Source organism: Sphingobacterium sp. UBA6320, assembly GCF_002440335.1.
Classification (GTDB): domain Bacteria; phylum Bacteroidota; class Bacteroidia; order Sphingobacteriales; family Sphingobacteriaceae; genus Sphingobacterium.
The window spans coordinates 76,296-95,643 of the sequence record NZ_DJTA01000013.1 but is presented as its reverse complement, the minus strand read 5'-3'; the positions used below and the strand labels follow the sequence as shown (position 1 = coordinate 95,643).

Genomic DNA, 19,348 nt, shown 5'->3' with positions numbered 1-19,348 from the left:
TAAGATGCCACACAAACTCAGCTATATCAGCATCCTACGTATTATTGCAACTATTGCAGTTATTGCGATACATGCCTCATCGGGTTATCTCAATGGCTCTGATATAGCTGGTTTTGATTGGAAATATGCCAACCTAATCAATAGTTTTACACGCTTTTCTGTCCCTGTTTTTGTGATGCTCTCAGGAGCTCTCCTATTGACAAAGGAGGAAAATACAAGTGAATTTTATAAAAAAAGATTACTTAAACTCTGCTATCCATTTATTTTCTGGACTATAATTTACATCTTTTACAATACGGATGTAATTCATTTAGGGAAAGATGAATTGATTGAAACGATTGTCTATAGACTTAAAAATGGTGCAAATGCACATTTGTGGTATCTATACATGATCATAGGTCTTTATCTAGCAATTCCTTTTCTTCAAAAAATAGTGCAACATGCAACAACAAAAGAACTGGAAATATTTCTGATCTTATGGTTTGTCTCCTTGTTTATTTTTAATAAAAACTTACCTACTTATCTGCCTAAATTAGATCTCACATTTTTCTCTAGCTACACGGGATACTTAATTTTAGGTTATTATTTGAACATAAAAGATTTTGATTCCTTGAAATGGTGGTTTTTGGGTATTTTTATCATTACCGCATGGGGTACTTCCTATTTTACCTATACAATGAGTTTGAATGCGCATGAGTTTCGCCCTCTTTTATATGGGTACTTATCACCTAATACTGTTCTTATAGCAGCTAGTTTATTTATTTTTATCAAATCCGTATCAAAAAGTAGGACACTTCCTAAATGGGCCATTTGGATCGACCAATATAGCTTTGGTATATACCTCTGTCATATTCTTATACTAAATTATGTACATCCGATATTACCAGTTGGAACGTTTTTAAAGATTCCATTAGCGACTTTTATTACACTTTTGATCAGTATACTACTCACTTATAGTATTCGTAAGATACCGCTAGGTAAATACGTTTCAGGCTAATAAAAAAGCTTCAATTGAATCAATTGAAGCTTTTTTATATTTTAGATTGTCGCAGGACTAGAAAGGTAAATCATCATCGTCATTTGAACCTGACAAGTCAACTGGAGCTGGCATTTCAGCATAACCTGGAGCAGGAGCTGAAGCGGCAGTATTGGCCAATTTTGTAACTCTCCAAGCAACTAATGAATTGAAGTATGTTGTTACACCTTCTTTATTTGTCCAAGGACGACCACGTAAATTGAAAGAAACTTCAATTTCTTCACCTACTGTTAAACCATCAAAAATTGATGTTCTATCTTGAGTAGCTTCAAAGCGAATATATTCAACAAACTGCGGATTCTCAGCGTAAGCCACGATTATATCACGCTTTTTAAATGACTCTGTTACTTGTTGCGTAGCACCTATTTCGTGTACTTTTCCTCTAATTTCCATAATCAAAAATATTAAACCGTAAAAATAAGCATTTTTTGAGTAAGAGATTAACTAACTTTGTACAAATATTATGGAAGTTTTCAACACCCCCAATAAAATCATCATCACTTGCAATAAGAGACTTTCTCCTTATTTGCAACAAGAAGTCGAAGAACTTGGCTTCGAGATCAAACGTTCATTCTCTACTGGTGTAGAATTATTTAACACTTTGAATGAAACGATTAAATTAAATTTAAACTTGCGTACGGCTTCGCAGATCTTATATTCTATCAAAGAATTTAAGGCATCAAACCCTCAAGAGCTATACGATGAATTGAAAAACATCGCTTGGGAAGAACTGATTGCTTTTGATGGATATTTCTCTGTGACTTCGAATGTGGATAATGAAACAATCACTACGCCATTATTTGCAAATTTGAAGGTTAAGGATGCTATTGTAGATCGTATCAAAGAAAAGAAAGACATCCGTCCTAACTCAGGTTCTGACAGTAATAAAGCTGTTGTGCATTTGTATTGGAAAGATGATCGTGCCGAGGTTTTCATCGATTCATCTGGTGAAACATTAGCAAAGCATGGCTACCGTAAACATCCCGGAAAAGCACCGATGCTAGAAGCATTAGCTGCTGGCACAATTTTAGCTTCTAAATGGGATGGTCAGTCGTCTTTTGTCAATCCAATGTGCGGTTCAGGTACTTTGGCAATCGAAGCGGCATTGATCGCGACCAATCGTCGTCCAGGCCTTTACCGCATGAACTATTCGTTTATGCACTTTATAGGGTATGACGAAGAGGTGTTTTTTCAAGAGAGAAGAAATCTGAAAGAACAGGTCAACAAAAAAGCAAATCCAAAAATTGTAGCTTCGGATCTTTCGCAGCAGGCAGTAGATATTGCGATCATGAATGCCAAGACAGCGGGTGTAGATCAGCTGATTGATTTTCAAGTTTGTGATTTTGCAGATACAACTGTACCGCAAGAAGAAAAAGGAATTGCTATATTTAACCCAGAATATGGTGAACGCCTTGGTAATCATAGTCAACTGGAATTAACATATAAACGTGTAGGTGACTTTCTAAAACAAAACTGCAAGGGTTATAGAGGTTATATTTTTACTGGAAATCCTGATCTTGCAAAGAAAATTGGATTACGTGCTTCCAGAAAGGTAGAATTTTATAACGGTAAACTGGATTGTCGTCTATTAGAATACGAATTGTACGAGGGAACTCGAGAAAAACCAAAAGTAATTTATGAATAAGATTATTGAAAGTACGGTTGCATTTGTACAGGACAGATTAAAATTTGCTGAATCTGGTCATGATTGGTCTCATATCCAACGCGTATGGAACAACACAAAATTAATTCTTCAAACGGAAGATGCGGATTACCAAATTTGTGAATTAGCTGCTCTACTTCATGATATCGCGGATAGTAAATTCCATGATGGAGATGAATCCATTGGTCCGCGTGTTGCCGGTGAATTTTTATCATCATTGGATCTAGATAAGGAGGTTATTGACCATGTTCAAAAAATTATTTTAAACATGTCATTTAAAGCAAGTCTAGGAGAAATCGCTTTCCACTCAAAGGAACTTGAAATCGTTCAAGATGCTGATCGCCTAGATGCAATCGGTGCAATTGGTGTTGCCAGAGCGTTTAATTATGGCGGACACAAAAACAGAGAAATGTACAACCCTAATATTGCTGTTCAAGAATATCAGGATAAAGAAAGCTACAAACATTCTGAAGCACCTACAATCAATCATTTTCATGAGAAACTTTTATTGCTAAAGGATAAAATGAATACAAAAGCTGCTCAAGCAATTGCCGAAAAAAGACATGCATTTATGCTTTCTTTTTTAGATGAGTTTTACGCGGAGTGGGAAGGTAAAAGATAAGATACATAAAACTTAATATTTCCTTAATTAGGAGATTATAAAAAAATGGTACTTTAGATGATTGATTGATCATTATCTAGGTACCATTTTTTTTGTTTAAATTTAATTTTCAAAAATCTATAAAGTAAGAGTGTTCACCAGAAACTGGAGAGATTTCAAACTAAAAATCTGCTTAATCTGTCATGAATGGTGCATGATTTAACATTATGGCAATAGCCAAATGATTTATAGCATGAAACCATCATGAGCTAATCACGCTTAAAGGTCTAGATAAATAAAAGACACATGATCGTTCCTTTTTAAGTCACAAACCGAGCTTACGAGCTCACGAAGTAATATATCTGATGAAAAAAAAAGTTTTAGTAATCCTTGCCGCTATGGCCGTTATGGGAATTTCCGAATTAACAGCACAAACAAAAATTATTGCTCACCGTGGAGCATTTAAAAACACTAAGCTACCAGAGAACTCGATCGCTTCTTTAAAGGCAGCTAAAGAGCTTAATCTTTGGGGATCTGAATACGATGTACACTTAACAAAAGATAATATTCTCGTGGTCAATCATGACAACGATTTTTATGGAATTGATATAGCCACATCCACATATCAAGATTTATTAGCTAAAACACATCCGAATGGTGAAAAAATCCCTACGCTTGAAGAATTTATTAAGGCTGGTTTAAAACTTAAGGGACTAAAATTAATCTTGGAATTAAAAACAAACAAATTAGGGTTAGAGCGTACACTGGAAGCTACTGAAAAGGCTGTTGCGTTAGTAAAAGAATTAAAAGCTGAAAAAGTAACAGAATATATTGCGTTCAGTTATGATGCCTGTAAAAAGATTCATGAATTGGATCCGAAAGCTAAAGTATCCTATTTAAATGGCGATATTGCTCCTGACCAAATCAAAAAAGATGGGCTGACAGGTATCGACTATCACCTGAGTGTGTTCACGAAACATCCAACTTGGTTGCAAGAGGCAAAGGCATTGAAATTAACCACTAACGCTTGGACAGTCAATGCGGAATCTGATATGAAATCACTACTTGACCAAAAGATTGATTATATCACGACCAACGAGCCTGAATTGTTAAAGACTTTACTGAAGTAATATGTATAAAGGATCATAGTCATTAACTTATAATAATGAATTCTGACTATGATCCATTCATTGCTTAAAATGGACTGAGGCTAATTATCATGCCTTGACCGCAACTTCTGAATAATAACCTTCGTGTAAATGTTTATAAAAATACTCCTGACCTTTACACACATAAAACTATATGCTAATGAAAAAACTTATTTTTACATTCTTTATCTTAATTACAGGTTTATCCTATTCCATCGCACAACAAATGCGTGTAGCTACCTATAATATCAGACAGAAAAATGATCATGATACCGGAAATATGTGGGATGAGCGTAAAGATGCTGTTGCCAATCTGATCAAATATCATCAGTTTGAAATTTTTGGAATACAGGAGGCATTTATAGAACAAGTAAAGGACCTACAGGATCGTCTACCGGATTTTAAATCTGTGGGTGTTGGTCGTGACGATGGTGCGGAAAAAGGAGAACACTCTTCTATATTTTATAATCAAAATCGCTTTGAAGCAAAGAAGAGTGGTACCTTTTGGTTGTCAGCTACTGATACTAAGCAACCGAATAAAGGATGGGATGCCGCATTACCACGGATCTGTACTTGGGTGGTCTTGAAAGATAAAAAAAGTGGAAAATCATTTATTTTTATGAATACCCACTTTGACCATGTAGGTATAGAAGCGAGAAAAGAAAGTGCTAAATTAATCTTGGCTAAAGCAAAAGAGTTGGCAGGAAATCTGCCACTGATCTTAACCGGAGATTTTAATGTTGATGAACATAATGAAGCCTATTTCACGTTGGCAAACAGTAAAACAGTTGTTGATAGCTATACCGTGAGCCCTCGCCGTTACGAACCTAGCTCGTCTTTTAATGGTTGGGGTAAAAGCATCAAACCTAAAGAACGCATTGACCATATCTTTGTTGTACCTCAAATAAAGGTTTTAGACTATGCTATACTGACGGATACCTATCAAGGAAAATTTCCGTCGGATCACTTTCCTGTGACGATTGATCTGATATTATAAATGATTTGAATTGTGTCAGATTAAAACCTGACACAATTTGACACTTTGGTGGCTACTTACCTTTCCTTTTAAAGTTACATTTGGTTTTATTCCAGCTTGCTATTGATAAGCGTTAATATAAATAATAAGTCTCCTTATTAAACGTTTGAGTCATTTCAGGTTCTAATTTGTAAGTTTACAAAAAAAATAGACATGAAGAATATCTTATCATACGCCTTGATTGCCTCAGGGTTATTATTTGCGACTCACTCTCAAGCACAATCGAAGGGGCTTTCGAAATTAAAAAAAAGCCTAAGTGCTATAACTGATCAAAATAAAAAATCTACAGATAGTACAACTACCAAAACAACTACAGCAAATGCTCCAATAAATATTACTAAAAAAGAAGCTACTTTAGGTGTTAAAGAAGCATTGAGCAAGGGCTTGAAAAATAGTGTAAATATTTTGTCTGCAAAGGATGGTTTTTTGGGTGATGCTGCTGTTAGAATATTAATGCCATCGGAGGCACAAAAAGTTGAAAAAGCACTGCGAGCAGTCGGTATGGGTTCCTTGTGTGATCAATTTATAAGCAGCATGAATAGAGCTGCAGAAACAGCTGTAAGTGAAGCGGGTACTGTTTTTGCTAATTCCCTATCAAAAATGACCATAACAGATGCTTACAACATCTTATTGAGTGGCAATCAAAATGCGGCGACAACATTTTTCAAAACGAATACATCTAATGAATTAACTGCAAAATTTTCACCGGTTATCGACAAAGCAATGGGCGCCAATAATGTATCCGGATATTGGAATCAATTGACTAGTGCTTATAATAACCTTCCATTTTCGAAAAAAGTAGAAACTGATTTGACGAGTTACGTGACACAAAAAGCAATTGATGGCTTATTTGTAAAAGTAGCGGATCAAGAACTGCAAATCAGAGAAAATATTGGTGGATCTAGAAGTACAGATTTATTGTCAAAAGTATTTGGCTGGGCAGATAATCAAAACTAAGATGAAGCAGAACACTACGTTCTGCTTACATTTTTAAATGTCTTTGATTGATGTAACTAAAAAATAGTCTAGACCAATTTTTGTACTGATATATGCTGACGAGTCCAATCATTAGCAGGATAGACTTTATGAGCAAATTTGCTCCGAAGTAGGGAGTTATCTGCACATGTTTTGCCATTAAGACCAAGGCAAAGAAAACATTGTAAAGCCCACAAAAAATTACATATATCTGAAAGGATTTCTTCATAAATCTTCGGTTTTTTGATGTTCTAAATGCCCATAAGGGAATAAATAAGTAAATCAATTGACCAATATAGACCAATTCCCGATAGGAATCATCTATACTCAAGAGTAAAAATAACTGCACAATAACGAGGAGAAGAAACATTGCTCTTAACAAACGCAACATACTGAAAATCAAAATTTAAGTTTTATAAATTTACAAAATAAATTATGATTTAACAAATGCTAAACTATAAAAGTCAAAATTCGCTAATGGTTACATTTTTTGTAATTTTGTACAGTACGATCACATTAATGAAATAAAAGTATATGAGTAACTTCGAGATCAACAACATCAACGATTTTTCAGTATCTGAAAGATTTCAACGTTATGTTCAAATAGATACACAATCAGATGCAAGTTCACCTACTTGTCCATCAACAGCGAAGCAGAAAAACCTAGGCAAATTGCTTGTTGAAGAATTGTTAGCTTTAGGTATTGTAGATGCTGCAATGGATGATAATGGTTATATCTACGCAACTATACCTTCTAATACAGATAAAAAAGTACCGACGATATGTTTCTGTTCGCATATGGACACATCGCCGGACTCTTCGGGTAAAGATGTAAAACCCTTAGTTCACCGAAACTACCAAGGTCAGGATCTGGTATTACCAGATGACAATAACATCATAATCAAATATGCTGATCATCCTGATTTAGCTAATCAAATTGGCAATAACATCATCACGGCAAGTGGTACAACCTTATTAGGTGCTGATGATAAAGCAGGAATTGCTGAAATCATGGATGCTGCTCGGTTATTGATGCAACATCCCGAAATCAAGCATGGTGATATCAAAATTTTATTTACTCCTGACGAAGAAATCGGAAGAGGTGTTGATAAAGCCGATTTGAAACGATTAGCCGCAGATTTTGCTTATACAATGGATGGTGAGAAAGCAGGTACAATAGAAGATGAGACATTTTCTGCAGATGGAGCAATATTGACTATTCATGGCGTCTCAGTACATCCAGGATTTGCTAAAGGCAAAATGCAAAGCGCTATAAAAATTGCAAGTGCCGTTATAGCTGCCTTGCCTCAAGATCGCCTTTCCCCAGAAAGTACCAACAAGAAAGATGGATTTGTGCATCCTACAAATATCTCTGGTACAGTTGAAAAAGCAGAAATCCACTTTATCATTCGAGATCACAAAACCTCAAATTTACAAAAACATGAAGCGGAATTGGAATCTATCGCGAAAAATATAGTTGAACAATATCCAAACTGTAGCTATACTTTTGAAATAAAGGAGCAATACCGCAATATGAAAGAGATCTTGGATCAATTTCCTCAAATCATGGAAATTGGAATAGAGGCAATTACGAGAGCGGGTATGAGAGCAGAACGCAGAAGCATACGCGGTGGTACTGATGGTTCACGCTTATCTTTTATGGGATTGCCATGTCCTAATATTTTCGCAGGTGGACATGCGTTTCATGGAAAACAAGAGTGGGTGTCGGAACAAGATATGGAAAAAGCAGTTTTAACAATATTACATGTTGCCGCTCTTTGGGAAGAAAAATAATAATTAACTTGATACTCATATCAGAAGCTTAAGAAAATAATATATATGCAATCAAATGAAGTTTTAAAAGCAATACAAAGTCGACGATCTGTTTTTCAAGCTAATTTTACGGATCAAGATGTTAATAAAGAAGATATCTTAACGATTTTAGAAGCGGCGAATGCTGCTCCTACTCATAAAAGAACGCAACCTTGGCGTTTTACTATTTTCAAGGGCGAAGGTCTTGTTCGTCTAGGCACTGAACTTTCGCGTATTTATAAGGCGGTCACACCCGCAGAAAAATACTTGGAAAAAACAGAAATCACCATGGGTGAGAAGGCTACACAATCAAAAGTTGCTATTGCATTGATCGTTAATTATACTGGCGATGTGCCTGAATGGGAAGAATTGGCTGCTACGGCCTGTGCTATTGAGAATATGTGGCTAGCAGCACATTCCTTGGGCTTAGGTGGATATTGGGCAACTCCGGGGCTCATCAATCATTTAGGAAACTTCCTAAAGTTGGAAGAACATCAAAAATGCATTGGGTTATTCTATTTAGGCCACCACGAAACGGAAGCTAGAGAACCTATTCGATCTCCTATTGCTGATAAAATACGTTGGGAAGAATAAAACCGTTAGTACAACAATAAAAAGATAGTTTTTTAATATCCTAAAAAAAATGTTTTCCTTTTTCGTGATATAAAAAACTATCTTCTTGAACCTTTGTTAAGATTTCGATATTACTTGCTTTCCTCTTTCACACCGAAGCAGTGTGGCGGTATTATGACTTGACTGAAATTATGCTCATCAGCAGGAAAAAGAATAATTAATTTCCCTTGATTACCTTGCCATTTAGGCCCCTGCTCGATCAACCTTAATACTTCTTTCTTTAAAGTTTCATTTGGCTGTCCATCAAAAATAAAATTCGTAAGTTTTCCATTTTTATCAACACTAAATTGAACTACAATCTTTCCACCCAGATCCTTTACCTGTGTATTTTTTTGCAGGTACTGTTCAAATGCATTCCATCCTCCTATCGGAGAGGCATCTCCACCAGTTAACAACGGTTCAATAGCAATCTTATTTTCTGGGTTGATTAATTCGACCTCAGTCGTACGACTGCTAGGTGAAGTAAAATTTCTAAAATAGATAAATGCGATCAATACGACAAAAATGACGCCCGCAGCGGATCCAATAGCCAATCGTTGCCAAGTGTAAAACTGAGCATTGCGTGTAGATTTAGTTTGTTCAACGCGACGGTTTAGTCTCTGCTGCAATAAACTCAATTGTCGCACATCTACTCCCTTTTGCATGCGATAACCTTCAATGGCATCCTGCAAAAAAGGATCTTCTAATGCTTCTTTTTCTAATTGAAACATTTCCTCTTTATTCATCAAACCACTGATGTAGTTCTGAATTCTGGATAATTGATAATTATTTTCCATTTTACTTATTCTCCATACAAATTTTCAGATTTCGCTTTCCATTCTGAATATAGCTTTTCACTTGATTCATGTCGAGGCCCGTCAAAGCGACAATATCTTTATAACACTTTTGTTCCAAGTAAAACAAACGGATGCAACGCTCCTGTTCAGGTTTTAAAGTCAGCATGCAACTTTCTAATTTTTCAAATTGACTTTCACTCCATTCTTTAGGATCTGATTCATCTAGATAATCATTGCCAATTGCAACTTGTTCATCGATGTCAACATAGTGAGTTCCTTTTCCTTTGCGTAACTGCATTAAACAGAAATTTTTTGAGAAGGTGTATAACCAACTTTTAAAATTATCAACTTCATGAATACGCAATTTTCGAATCAACTCTTCAAAAATTTGCATAACTGCATCTTGACTTTTGTCTACATCTTGCAGATACTTAAAACATACCCCATACAATAATGACATATAAGGAGCATACAATTTTCCCAGAAGATCCAAATCTCCTGTTATACGATATTGTATTAATAATTCCTTTTCACTCATACTTGGGATATTACTTTGATAAATTGATGCTTGAAGATACTGAATTCCATAAAAAATTAAGAAAACATTCCAAATTATATTATCTAACTGGACTACAAAATATCATAATTTAAAAAATAAATAATTCTGAATTGATATATCGGTGAGCCATCAACAATATATTCATCTTTATTTTTGAACAATTCGTCTTATTTCGCTTGTCATTACATGTTTTAGTAAAGAAATTCAATAAGACGGTGAATAAGTTGACATGATTTAAAGGTATAGAAAAGGATAACTTGAATGTCGGTTCTCCTTTTTCTTTATAAATCTTAAAAACTATTTTTCAATCTGCCTTATTGAAATAACAGGAGTGCAATAATGAGCGTAACAATAACATTAAAAGTTTGCGCTATCAAAAATGCATAGAGGGGCTTTTTATTATCTTGCTGGAAGAGATCTTTGAAATTCGTTTCTAATCCAATGGATGTAAATGCTAGTGTAAACCAAAGTCCTTGAATAAATTTTAAACTTCCTTTAATCTCGGCATTAGTTTCGGGAGAGATTAAAAAGGAAAAAAGCAGGGATGCGAAAATAAAACCGAGCACAAACTTTGGGAATCTTTCCCAAATAATTTTCAATGTTGGTTTTTCTTTTTTAGTTTCGTCATCGACAGATTTGGAATAACTCCAATAAATACTAATGGCAAATGCAGCAATCCCTAGCAAAACATTTTGGGAGAATTTTACTATCGTACTTATTTTTAAAGCTTCTTCTCCAACTAGACTACCTGATGCTGCGACAGCACCTGAGGTATCAATAGATCCCCCAAGCCATGCACCGGTCACCTGCTGTGATAGTCCCATAAGCTCGGCTAGATAAGGCATAAAAATCATCATCGGAATCGCAGTGATCAAAACAAGTGAAATGACATAGGAAAGTTTTTTACTATCTCCTTTAATTGCTCCAGAGGTTGCAATAGCCGCTGAAACACCACAAATGGATACAGCACTCGATAACATCAAAGACATTTCTTTATCAATTTTTAGTTTTTTACAAATCCAAAAAGCAAAATACCAGACCGATATCACAACGACTAATGCTTGAATCAGTCCTAAAAAACCTGCTTTCAATATATCTCCAAAAATGACGGTAGTGCCGAGTAAGATCAAACCGATCTTGACATAAAGCTCCGTACTTAACGCATTCTTAAACCAATCTGGAAGATTAAACAAATTGCTGATCGCTAATCCTATGGCTAAACTAAAAATAACTGCTTCTAGGTTATAATCTTTGACAAATGCATTCCCTGCGAGGATCAATGCTAGCATAGTCAAGATATAAACGGTAGGAAATACGATTAATAAATTTTTCACTGATTTGCCTAATAATGTCGCTCCCAGAATAGCCACTATAAAAACAAGTCCAAATTGTGTAGCAATTGCTTGCAGGTTATGATTTGAAAATACGAGATCTTTAAGTTCTGAAAAATTGCTCCAGCTAAAGCTTGGTTGGGGTACAATAACTCCAAAGATAGCTAAGAAAATAATTCCTAAGCCTAAAATAACAACTACCCAATCCTCAGCTAAGGAGAATGATTTCGAAGATGACATGTAAATAGGTTTTAATATTGAAACCCCAAATTTAGAAATATTATCCTTGTGGGCAACAGACAAACGAAAAAGTTACCAAATAAAAAAGCCGTGGTAAAAATACCACGACTTGCAAACCTATAATCATATGTTTAACCTAAAAACAATATTTATTTGCATCGATCAATTTCTTAGCGATACGTTGACGAGCATCTTTCACATTAAATGGTTCCGACTTAGTAAAACGGCGTAGTCCTACTAGCATCATTTTTAATTCGTCACCTTCAGCAAAAGAATTTAGTGCTTCTTTAGCTGCTACATTGACTTTATCTACCGTTGAATACAAGTAAATCTTAGCCATATCGGTAGCATCAGCACTTACTTCTGATCCCTTTGTATGATACAATTTCTCTGCCCTTAATAAGGCCGATTCAGCGATATATACATAACCAATCACATCGGCAATATTCATTAAAATCTCCTGCTCTTTAGATAAAGACATCATTAATTTTTGAACTGCAGCACCTGCGATCAATAATCCTGCTTTTTTCAGATTCGCAATAATTTTTTTCTCTGCAGCAAATGCTGTTTCATCTTCTTCTCCAAAATCAGGGATAGCCAACAATTCTGAAGCAACAGCTGTTGCTGGTCCCATTAGATCTATTTCACCTTTCATGGCACGTTTCAAAAGCATATCAACGACCAATAATCGATTTACTTCGTTTGTACCTTCAAAAATACGATTGATCCGGGAGTCACGATAAGCTCGTTCCATAGGAGCCTCAGCTGAATATCCCATTCCTCCATATATTTGTACTCCTTCATCTACAACATAATCTAACATCTCTGAACACCATACTTTAATAATAGCACATTCAATAGCAAACTGTTCTACCGATTTTAACTTTGCTTTCGCTTCATCCATACCCCCGGCAACTAAAGTTTCGTAAGCATCATCAATATTCTGTCCTGCACGATATGCTGCTGATTCGGTAGCAAATAAACGGGTGGCCATTTCGGCTAACTTATAACGAATGGCTCCAAATTTTGAGATAGGCAAATTAAACTGTACACGTTCATTGGCATATTTAACAGCTTGCGTGATCACCATTCGAGATGAGCCAATCGTTGCTGCTCCTAATTTTATACGACCAATATTTAGGATATTGACGGCAATTTTAAATCCATTCTCGCGTTCGGATAACATATTTTCAACAGGGACCTCACAATCGTTGAAAAAAACCTGACGGGTAGAAGACCCTTTAATCCCTAATTTATGTTCTTCAGGATTCATACTGATCCCTCCGAAATCTTTCTCTACAATAAAGGCTGTCAAATTTTTATCATCATCAATTTTTGCAAAGACAATAAAAATATCAGCAAAGCCACCATTTGTAATCCACATCTTTTGACCATTGATGACATAATGGGTACCTGCAGCATTTAACTTTGCTGCTGTACGACCCGAATTGGCATCTGAACCAGAATTAGGTTCTGTTAAACAATAGGAAGCTTTCCACTCTCCTGTAGTCAATTTAGGAATATACTTTGCTTTTTGCTCGGCATTACCATAATATAGAATAGGGAGTGTGCCAATACCTGTATGTGCAGATAATGCTACTGCAAAAGAGAACCCTCCTCCTACTGCATCTGCTACCAGCATCGAAGTATTAAAATTTTTGCCAAAGCCACCGTATTCTTCTGGAATGGATACACCTAGCATACCTAGTGCGCCCGCTTTATCCATCAAACTTGGCATCAAACCCTCTTCTTGAGCATCGATACGGTCCAATTTATTTAAAACTTCTGTATCTAAAAAATCAATACAGGTCTGACGGATCATCTTTGCTTCTTCGTCAAATTCTTCTGGTATAAAAATATCGTTGTAAGAGGTTTCTTTGATGACAAATTCTCCGCCTTTAATTGTGTTACTCATAATTTTTCTGATTAAAGAGCAAAGGTTAAAGAACTTGATCCTCTTTCTTTGCTTCTATTTTTAAAAAAATGTTTTTACTCTTGTTGAATTTACTTATTCTGTCAATAACTTATTTGAATCGATGCTGAGATCTGTAATCCATCCCATCTTTAACAAGCTGCTGCATGCGTACTATGGTTCTATTGATTTTTGTTGGTCTACAGTAATTCGAAAATACCGGCGGCTCCCTGTCCAGTTCCTACACACATAGTAACCATACCATATTTCTTATTTCTACGCTTCAGCTCATTCAACACTTGAACAGTCAATTTTGCTCCCGTACAACCAAGTGGGTGCCCTAATGCAATGGCACCACCATTGACATTGACTTTTTCCTCATCGAGCCCTAATTCACGAATTACTGCTAAAGACTGTGAGGCGAATGCTTCATTCAATTCAAATAGATCAATATCCTCTTTGTTCAACCCCGCCATTTCCAAGGCTTTTGGTATCGCAAAAATAGGTCCTATCCCCATAATTCTTGGGGGAACACCTGCCACGGCATAACTAACTAGACGAGCGATAGGCTTTAGATTTAATTCTTTCATTTTTTTCTCAGAAACAACCAAGACGAAAGCGGCTCCATCTGAGGTTTGGGATGAATTACCGGCTGTAACAACACCATCAGCAGCAAAAACAGGACGTAACTTAGATAATGCTTCAATCGAAGAGTCCGCACGAGGGCCTTCGTCTGTATCGACAATATATTCTCTTGTTTCTATTTTTTTGCCATCTTTCAGATAGTTTTCTTTTACTGTGATCGGAACTATACCATCTTTTAAGTGTCCATTTTTTATTGCTTCAATTGCTTTTTGATGTGACTTTAAAGAAAACGCATCTTGATCTTCTCTTGAGACATGGTACTCTTTGGCAACTGCTTCAGCAGTGAGTCCCATTCCCCAATACCAATCTGGGTTTTCTTTGGCCACTTGTGGATTTGGAACAATTTTCCATCCTCCAAAAGGCATTCCAGACATCACTTCAACACCGCCTGCAATAATACAATCAGCCATACCAGCTTTTATTTTTGCTACTGCCGTAGCTATGGTCTCCAGTCCTGATGCACAGTAACGATTCACAGTCACTCCTGGAACTTTATCTGTCTCTAAGCCCATTAAGGAGATTAAACGTCCTACGTTTAATCCCTGTTCTGCTTCTGGCATTGCGTTACCAACGATTACATCGTCAATTTCTTCTTTATTTAAATTTGGAACTGATGCGACCAAATGTTTGATTACATCCGCGGCCAAATCATCTGCACGCATAAAGCGAAATCCTCCACGAGGAGCTTTCCCGACTGCTGTACGATATCCTGCTACAATGTATGCTTCCATAATTTTTTTAGATGTGAGATTTAAATTTTAATTTCGCAACGGTTTTCCTTTTGTTAACATAAATTGGATGCGTTCGAGGGTTTTACGTTCGGCACATAATTCTAAGAAAGCTTTACGCTCAAGATCGAGCAAATATTGCTCAGACACTTCTGTTGGTTCCGACAATTCACCACCACATAAAACAGTTCCTAATTTTTCGGAAATCTTTTTATCATGATCTGAAATATAATTACCTGCACGCATTGAACTTGCTCCTACATATACAATACCTAAACCTTGTTTTCCCAACACTTTAATATCTGTCCGTTGCGCAGGTTGAATATATCCGGCATTAGCTAATTCTAAGGCTTTTTCTTTGGCATCAGCAATGAGCCTTGCTTTGTTCATCGTGATGGCATATTTACCTTTTTGTAAATAACCTAGTTCATAAGCTTCTACAGCAGAGGTTGACACCTTTGCTGTTCCAATGGTCAAAAAGCGATCTTTTAATGTATTTTGAACTATTTGATCGTCTTTATATTCATCTGAAGCACGCAAAGCAAATTCTTTAGTACCGCCCCCTCCTGGTATTACACCTACACCAAACTCCACTAAGCCCATATAGGTTTCAGCATGCGCCTGTACAAAATCAGCATGCATAGAAAATTCACAACCACCACCTAATGTCATTTGAAATGGTGCTACAACTACTGGAATGGAAGAATAGCGGAGACGCATCGAGGTATTTTGGAAGGCACGAACAGCCATATTGAGCTCATCGTAATCTTGCTCAGCGGCCATCATGAAGATCATGCCGATATTTGCTCCTGCAGAAAAATTCTTCCCTTCATTAGAAATGACCAATCCACGGTATTCTTTTTCTGCCAAATCAATTGCTTTATTGACTCCCTGAATCACATCGCCACCTATAGTATTCATCTTGGTATGGAATTCGCAATTGATAATACCATCGCCTAAGTCAATAATAGAAACTCCTGAGTTTTTCCAAATAGTCTTACTATCGCGAATGTGATCTAAAACAATCAGATCTTCTGTTCCTGGAATAGGTTTATATGATTTGGAGGTAATATCATAATAGTGGCGTACACCATTTTGAATCTTATAAAATGACTCGCAACCACTGGCTAACATATCATGAACCCATGGTGCTACTTGTCCACGTTGACCAGGGAGGCGCTTTTCTTCTGATTTTATTTTCTCAATAGTCTCTCTAACTCCTAAGGCATCCCAGACTTCAAAAGGACCTATCTCCCAGCCAAATCCGGCGCGCATGGCATCATCAATACGGAAAAAATCATCCGTAATCTCCGGTACACGATTGGAAACATATTCAAACAAAGGGTAATGCATGGCACGAAATAATTCTCCTGCTTTATCTTTACCTTGTTCATATACCTTCATTCGCTTGCGGATATCTTCTACCTGTTTTGTTGCTTCAAGAGTTGCTGATTTTACTTTTTCTTGTGGTCCAAATGCTAATGTTTTGAGATTTAGAGATTGAATCTCCGAATTTCCGGAAGCATCTTTTACTTTTTCGTAGAATCCTTTTTTAGTTTTTTCACCTAACCATTTATTTTCAACCATTTGGGTTATGAAAGATGGTAATTGAAAGACACCTTTGGCTTCATCATCGGGAGCATTTTGAGCAAGTCCATTGGCAACATTTACTAAAGTATCCAAACCAACAACATCAGCGGTACGAAAAGTAGCGGACTTAGGATGCCCCATTGCTGGTCCAGTGTATTTGTCTACTTCTTCCACAGTCAAACCAAGCGGTTCAACTAAATGTGTCAATGCTAACATGGAATAGACACCAATCCTATTACCGATAAATGCAGGAGTATCTTTACACAATACAACTGTTTTACCTAGCATTTTATCTCCAAATTCTAATAAGAAATCAACTACTTCTACCTTGGTATGTGGCGTAGGAATGATTTCTAATAATGGTAAATAACGTGGAGGATTGAAAAAGTGAGTTCCGCAAAAATGATCTTTAAAATTTTCTGAACGACCTTCTGTCATTAAATGTATCGGAATACCTGACGTATTTGATGTAATTAAAGTACCGGGTTTACGGTATTGCTCGACACGTTCAAATACAGATTTTTTAATATCCAATCTTTCCACGACAACCTCAATAATCCAATCACAAGAAGCGATCTCTGACATATTATCATCAAAATTTCCTGTTGCAATCCTTTTTACAAAAGATTTACTATAAATAGGAGATGGATTAGATTTGACAGCCGTTTCTAAAGACTGATTGACAATTCGATTGCGCACGATCTTACTTTCCAAAGTAAGTCCTTTTGCTGTCTCGGCTGGTAGTAATTCTTTTGGAGCAATGTCCAAGAGTAATACTTCTACACCAATGTTAGCAAAATGGCAAGCGATTCTAGAGCCCATTACTCCAGAACCTAATACTGCTACTTTTCTAATGTTTCTACTCATTTATTTAATTGTTTTATTATCAATAATGGTTGTCTACTATTGATCGATGGTACTGTTTTCTTCTTGATAAGCAGTCGCTAATTCATTTAATTTGGTTAAAGATTTCATCAGTTGAACTCGCTCTTTCTCTGATAAGTTCTCTTCTAAATATTGATTAAAATTACGCACGACATTTTTTGCAACTTCTCTCTTTTCTTTGCCTAATTCTGTTAGATAAACTTTGACTGATCGTTTATCAGATGCACTTGCTTCTCTATAAATAAATCCTAGCTTCTCTAAATTATTTAACACACGAGACAAACTGGTTGTTTTCACTCCTGTTAGATTTGCTATTTGTGACACTGGAGTGCCTTCTTTATGAATATTTATTAAAATATAGCCAGCTGCTTGTGTAAAACCATATTGCGTAGCAATTTGATTATACTTATTAGCAATCGTCTGCCAACCTGTTTTTAAAAAATAATCGATAGTTTTATTTTGACTCATAATCCGCTTTGTTATTTACTATGCAAGCATAACAAATCTAATTTATTTTTTTTGGATTTCAAATAGTTAATATTAAATTTTTAATAAATATTTGACGGAAATGAATAGTGCCTTACCAAGTTATTAAAATACCAATTATAATTAACAATATGCCACATTATCAAAATGTGGAAAACTTTTAACAACTATAAACCAACAACTTAAACAAAACACCCTTACAGTTATTCACATTTGTGTTTTTATATTCGAAATTAAATCGGTTACCTTTGTACAAACAAACATAAACGTATGGCTTTAGTTAATATACCGAGACTTGACTTGTTAAACTTTACTGAGGGGAATTCAGAACAACGCGGTCAATTTATCCAAGACATTGGAAAAGCTTTTAACGAAACTGGTTTCGTTACTATTGCTAATCATGGTCTATCAAAAGAATTAATAGACGAATTGTATCAAATCGTACCTGCATTCTTCTCATTACCGACAGAAACAAAATTGAAATATGAGTTTCCTGAACTTGCCGGACAAAGAGGGTATACAACAAAAGGTCGTGAAAAAGCAAAAGATTCGACGACTCCAGATTTGAAAGAATTTTGGCAAAGAGGACAAACAATCATTGGAGAAGAATATAGTAAAACTGATTTCCCTGATAATCCGGAAGTTGCCGAATTACCTCGATTCAGTGAGATCACCGCCGAAGTATATAAAAAACTAGAAGATACTGGTCGCGAGCTATTAAAAGCAATTGCAACTTATTTGGAACTAGAAGAAGATTATTTCGAAAAATTCGTTATAAACGGTAACTCTATTTTACGGGCAATCCATTACTTTCCGATCCAAAATCCAGATGAATTAGCACCTGATGCTGTTCGTGCCGGAGCACACGAAGATATCAATTTAATTACTTTATTAATTGGCGCGAGTGCTGACGGACTTGAGGTTATGACAAAGGATGGTGAATGGTTTCCTATTAAAGCCAAAGGCGAAGATATCGTTATCAATGTTGGTGACATGTTGCAGCGCTTAACAAATAACAAGTTAAAGTCGACTACACACCGTGTCGTTAATCCACCGCGTGAATTAATGGGTAATTCGCGTTTTTCTATTCCTTTCTTCTTACATCCTAAAGCATCAATGAGCTTAGCTTGTTTAGATTCTTGCATCAGCGAAACCTATCCAAAGGCTTATCCTGATTATACTGCAGGTGAATATTTAGATGAACGTTTGCGAGAGATCGGTTTGAAGATGTAAGTTATCTTTTCCAAAAGGAAGACCAATCTTTCAAACAAACTGTTTATCCGAAATTAAAA

At 36.0% G+C, this 19,348-nt stretch carries 17 protein-coding genes; 9 read left to right on the top strand and 8 right to left on the bottom strand.

The features are described from left to right. Positions 1-4: 4 nt before the first annotated feature. Positions 5-997, top strand: a complete 993-nt coding sequence (locus tag B3P23_RS08100; protein ID WP_293925323.1) for an acyltransferase — start codon at positions 5-7, stop codon at positions 995-997. Positions 998-1,054: 57 nt separating this feature from the next. Here B3P23_RS08100 and B3P23_RS08095 read toward each other — a convergent pair whose 3' ends face one another. Then, complete coding sequence (locus B3P23_RS08095) at positions 1,055-1,429, bottom strand: DUF3127 domain-containing protein (RefSeq protein WP_021187916.1); 375 nt, start codon at positions 1,427-1,429, stop codon at positions 1,055-1,057. A 70-nt stretch (positions 1,430-1,499) separates the two neighbouring features. On the opposite strand from B3P23_RS08095, the gene B3P23_RS08090 reads away from it, so the two are divergent. The 7 genes from B3P23_RS08090 (at position 1,500) to B3P23_RS08060 (ending at position 8,865) form a co-directional block, all read left to right on the top strand. Further along, entirely contained in the window at positions 1,500-2,681 is a 1,182-nt protein-coding gene (locus B3P23_RS08090) for a THUMP domain-containing class I SAM-dependent RNA methyltransferase (protein ID WP_045753848.1), read from the top strand. Continuing rightward, positions 2,674-3,321 carry an HD domain-containing protein gene (locus B3P23_RS08085; protein WP_045753849.1) on the top strand — a complete coding sequence of 216 codons (648 nt, stop codon included), beginning with the start codon at positions 2,674-2,676 and terminating at the stop codon, positions 3,319-3,321. The genes B3P23_RS08090 and B3P23_RS08085 overlap by 8 nt, the downstream gene beginning before the upstream one ends. A 344-nt stretch (positions 3,322-3,665) precedes the next feature. Then, on the top strand, positions 3,666-4,430 hold the full coding sequence (locus B3P23_RS08080; RefSeq protein ID WP_094773220.1) for a glycerophosphodiester phosphodiesterase: 765 nt from the start codon (positions 3,666-3,668) through the stop codon (positions 4,428-4,430). Positions 4,431-4,608: 178 nt separating this feature from the next. Continuing rightward, complete coding sequence (locus tag B3P23_RS08075; RefSeq protein WP_045752401.1) at positions 4,609-5,445, top strand: endonuclease/exonuclease/phosphatase family protein; 837 nt, start codon at positions 4,609-4,611, stop codon at positions 5,443-5,445. Positions 5,446-5,637: 192 nt separating this feature from the next. Beyond that, positions 5,638-6,441 (top strand): DUF4197 domain-containing protein, encoded by an 804-nt coding sequence (locus tag B3P23_RS08070; protein WP_293925322.1) that lies wholly within the window; start codon positions 5,638-5,640, stop codon positions 6,439-6,441. A 552-nt stretch (positions 6,442-6,993) separates the two neighbouring features. After that, positions 6,994-8,253 carry a peptidase T gene (gene pepT / locus B3P23_RS08065; protein WP_094773218.1) on the top strand — a complete coding sequence of 420 codons (1,260 nt, stop codon included), beginning with the start codon at positions 6,994-6,996 and terminating at the stop codon, positions 8,251-8,253. Positions 8,254-8,298: 45 nt separating this feature from the next. Continuing rightward, entirely contained in the window at positions 8,299-8,865 is a 567-nt protein-coding gene (locus B3P23_RS08060; RefSeq protein WP_293925321.1) for a nitroreductase family protein, read from the top strand. Positions 8,866-8,975: 110 nt separating this feature from the next. Here the strand turns inward: B3P23_RS08060 and B3P23_RS08055 are convergent, their stop codons facing one another. The 7 genes from B3P23_RS08055 to B3P23_RS08025 all read right to left on the bottom strand — a co-directional run bounded on the left by B3P23_RS08055 (position 8,976) and on the right by B3P23_RS08025 (position 18,038). Then, positions 8,976-9,680 carry a hypothetical protein gene (locus B3P23_RS08055; protein ID WP_293925320.1) on the bottom strand — a complete coding sequence of 235 codons (705 nt, stop codon included), beginning with the start codon at positions 9,678-9,680 and terminating at the stop codon, positions 8,976-8,978. Position 9,681: 1 nt separating this feature from the next. Next, complete coding sequence (locus B3P23_RS08050) at positions 9,682-10,218, bottom strand: RNA polymerase sigma factor (RefSeq protein ID WP_045755211.1); 537 nt, start codon at positions 10,216-10,218, stop codon at positions 9,682-9,684. Between the two features lie 335 nt (positions 10,219-10,553). After that, entirely contained in the window at positions 10,554-11,810 is a 1,257-nt protein-coding gene (locus B3P23_RS08045; protein WP_248755535.1) for a YeiH family protein, read from the bottom strand. 136 nt (positions 11,811-11,946) lie between these two features. Beyond that, positions 11,947-13,725, bottom strand: a complete 1,779-nt coding sequence (locus B3P23_RS08040) for an acyl-CoA dehydrogenase family protein (RefSeq protein WP_094773215.1) — start codon at positions 13,723-13,725, stop codon at positions 11,947-11,949. A 197-nt stretch (positions 13,726-13,922) separates the two neighbouring features. Continuing rightward, entirely contained in the window at positions 13,923-15,098 is a 1,176-nt protein-coding gene (locus tag B3P23_RS08035; RefSeq protein WP_293925319.1) for an acetyl-CoA C-acyltransferase, read from the bottom strand. Positions 15,099-15,125: 27 nt separating this feature from the next. Beyond that, positions 15,126-17,552, bottom strand: coding sequence for a 3-hydroxyacyl-CoA dehydrogenase/enoyl-CoA hydratase family protein (locus tag B3P23_RS08030; RefSeq protein ID WP_293925318.1), 2,427 nt, complete (start codon positions 17,550-17,552; stop codon positions 15,126-15,128). A 36-nt stretch (positions 17,553-17,588) separates the two neighbouring features. Beyond that, positions 17,589-18,038, bottom strand: a complete 450-nt coding sequence (locus B3P23_RS08025) for a MarR family winged helix-turn-helix transcriptional regulator (RefSeq protein ID WP_094773212.1) — start codon at positions 18,036-18,038, stop codon at positions 17,589-17,591. A 288-nt stretch (positions 18,039-18,326) separates the two neighbouring features. Here B3P23_RS08025 and B3P23_RS08020 point away from each other — a divergent pair, with 288 nt between their 5' ends. After that, positions 18,327-19,289, top strand: a complete 963-nt coding sequence (locus tag B3P23_RS08020) for an isopenicillin N synthase family dioxygenase (protein ID WP_293925317.1) — start codon at positions 18,327-18,329, stop codon at positions 19,287-19,289. Positions 19,290-19,348: the final 59 nt, after the last annotated feature.

Bases quoted from the DNA above. Each gene is read 5' to 3' on its own strand.
- B3P23_RS08025 (WP_094773212.1), bottom strand. From the start codon at position 18,038: ATGAGTCAAAATAAAACTATCGATTATTTTTTAAAAACAGGTTGGCAG.
- B3P23_RS08055 (WP_293925320.1), bottom strand. From the start codon at position 9,680: ATGGAAAATAATTATCAATTATCCAGAATTCAGAACTACATCAGTGGT.
- B3P23_RS08030 (WP_293925318.1), bottom strand. From the start codon at position 17,552: ATGAGTAGAAACATTAGAAAAGTAGCAGTATTAGGTTCTGGAGTAATG.
- B3P23_RS08080 (WP_094773220.1), top strand. From the start codon at position 3,666: ATGAAAAAAAAAGTTTTAGTAATCCTTGCCGCTATGGCCGTTATGGGA.
- B3P23_RS08100 (WP_293925323.1), top strand. From the start codon at position 5: ATGCCACACAAACTCAGCTATATCAGCATCCTACGTATTATTGCAACT.
- B3P23_RS08095 (WP_021187916.1), bottom strand. From the start codon at position 1,429: ATGGAAATTAGAGGAAAAGTACACGAAATAGGTGCTACGCAACAAGTA.
- B3P23_RS08070 (WP_293925322.1), top strand. From the start codon at position 5,638: ATGAAGAATATCTTATCATACGCCTTGATTGCCTCAGGGTTATTATTT.
- B3P23_RS08085 (WP_045753849.1), top strand. From the start codon at position 2,674: ATGAATAAGATTATTGAAAGTACGGTTGCATTTGTACAGGACAGATTA.
- B3P23_RS08060 (WP_293925321.1), top strand. From the start codon at position 8,299: ATGCAATCAAATGAAGTTTTAAAAGCAATACAAAGTCGACGATCTGTT.
- B3P23_RS08020 (WP_293925317.1), top strand. From the start codon at position 18,327: ATGGCTTTAGTTAATATACCGAGACTTGACTTGTTAAACTTTACTGAG.
- B3P23_RS08090 (WP_045753848.1), top strand. From the start codon at position 1,500: ATGGAAGTTTTCAACACCCCCAATAAAATCATCATCACTTGCAATAAG.
- B3P23_RS08045 (WP_248755535.1), bottom strand. From the start codon at position 11,810: ATGTCATCTTCGAAATCATTCTCCTTAGCTGAGGATTGGGTAGTTGTT.
- B3P23_RS08050 (WP_045755211.1), bottom strand. From the start codon at position 10,218: ATGAGTGAAAAGGAATTATTAATACAATATCGTATAACAGGAGATTTG.
- B3P23_RS08075 (WP_045752401.1), top strand. From the start codon at position 4,609: ATGAAAAAACTTATTTTTACATTCTTTATCTTAATTACAGGTTTATCC.
- B3P23_RS08035 (WP_293925319.1), bottom strand. From the start codon at position 15,098: ATGGAAGCATACATTGTAGCAGGATATCGTACAGCAGTCGGGAAAGCT.
- pepT (WP_094773218.1), top strand. From the start codon at position 6,994: ATGAGTAACTTCGAGATCAACAACATCAACGATTTTTCAGTATCTGAA.
- B3P23_RS08040 (WP_094773215.1), bottom strand. From the start codon at position 13,725: ATGAGTAACACAATTAAAGGCGGAGAATTTGTCATCAAAGAAACCTCT.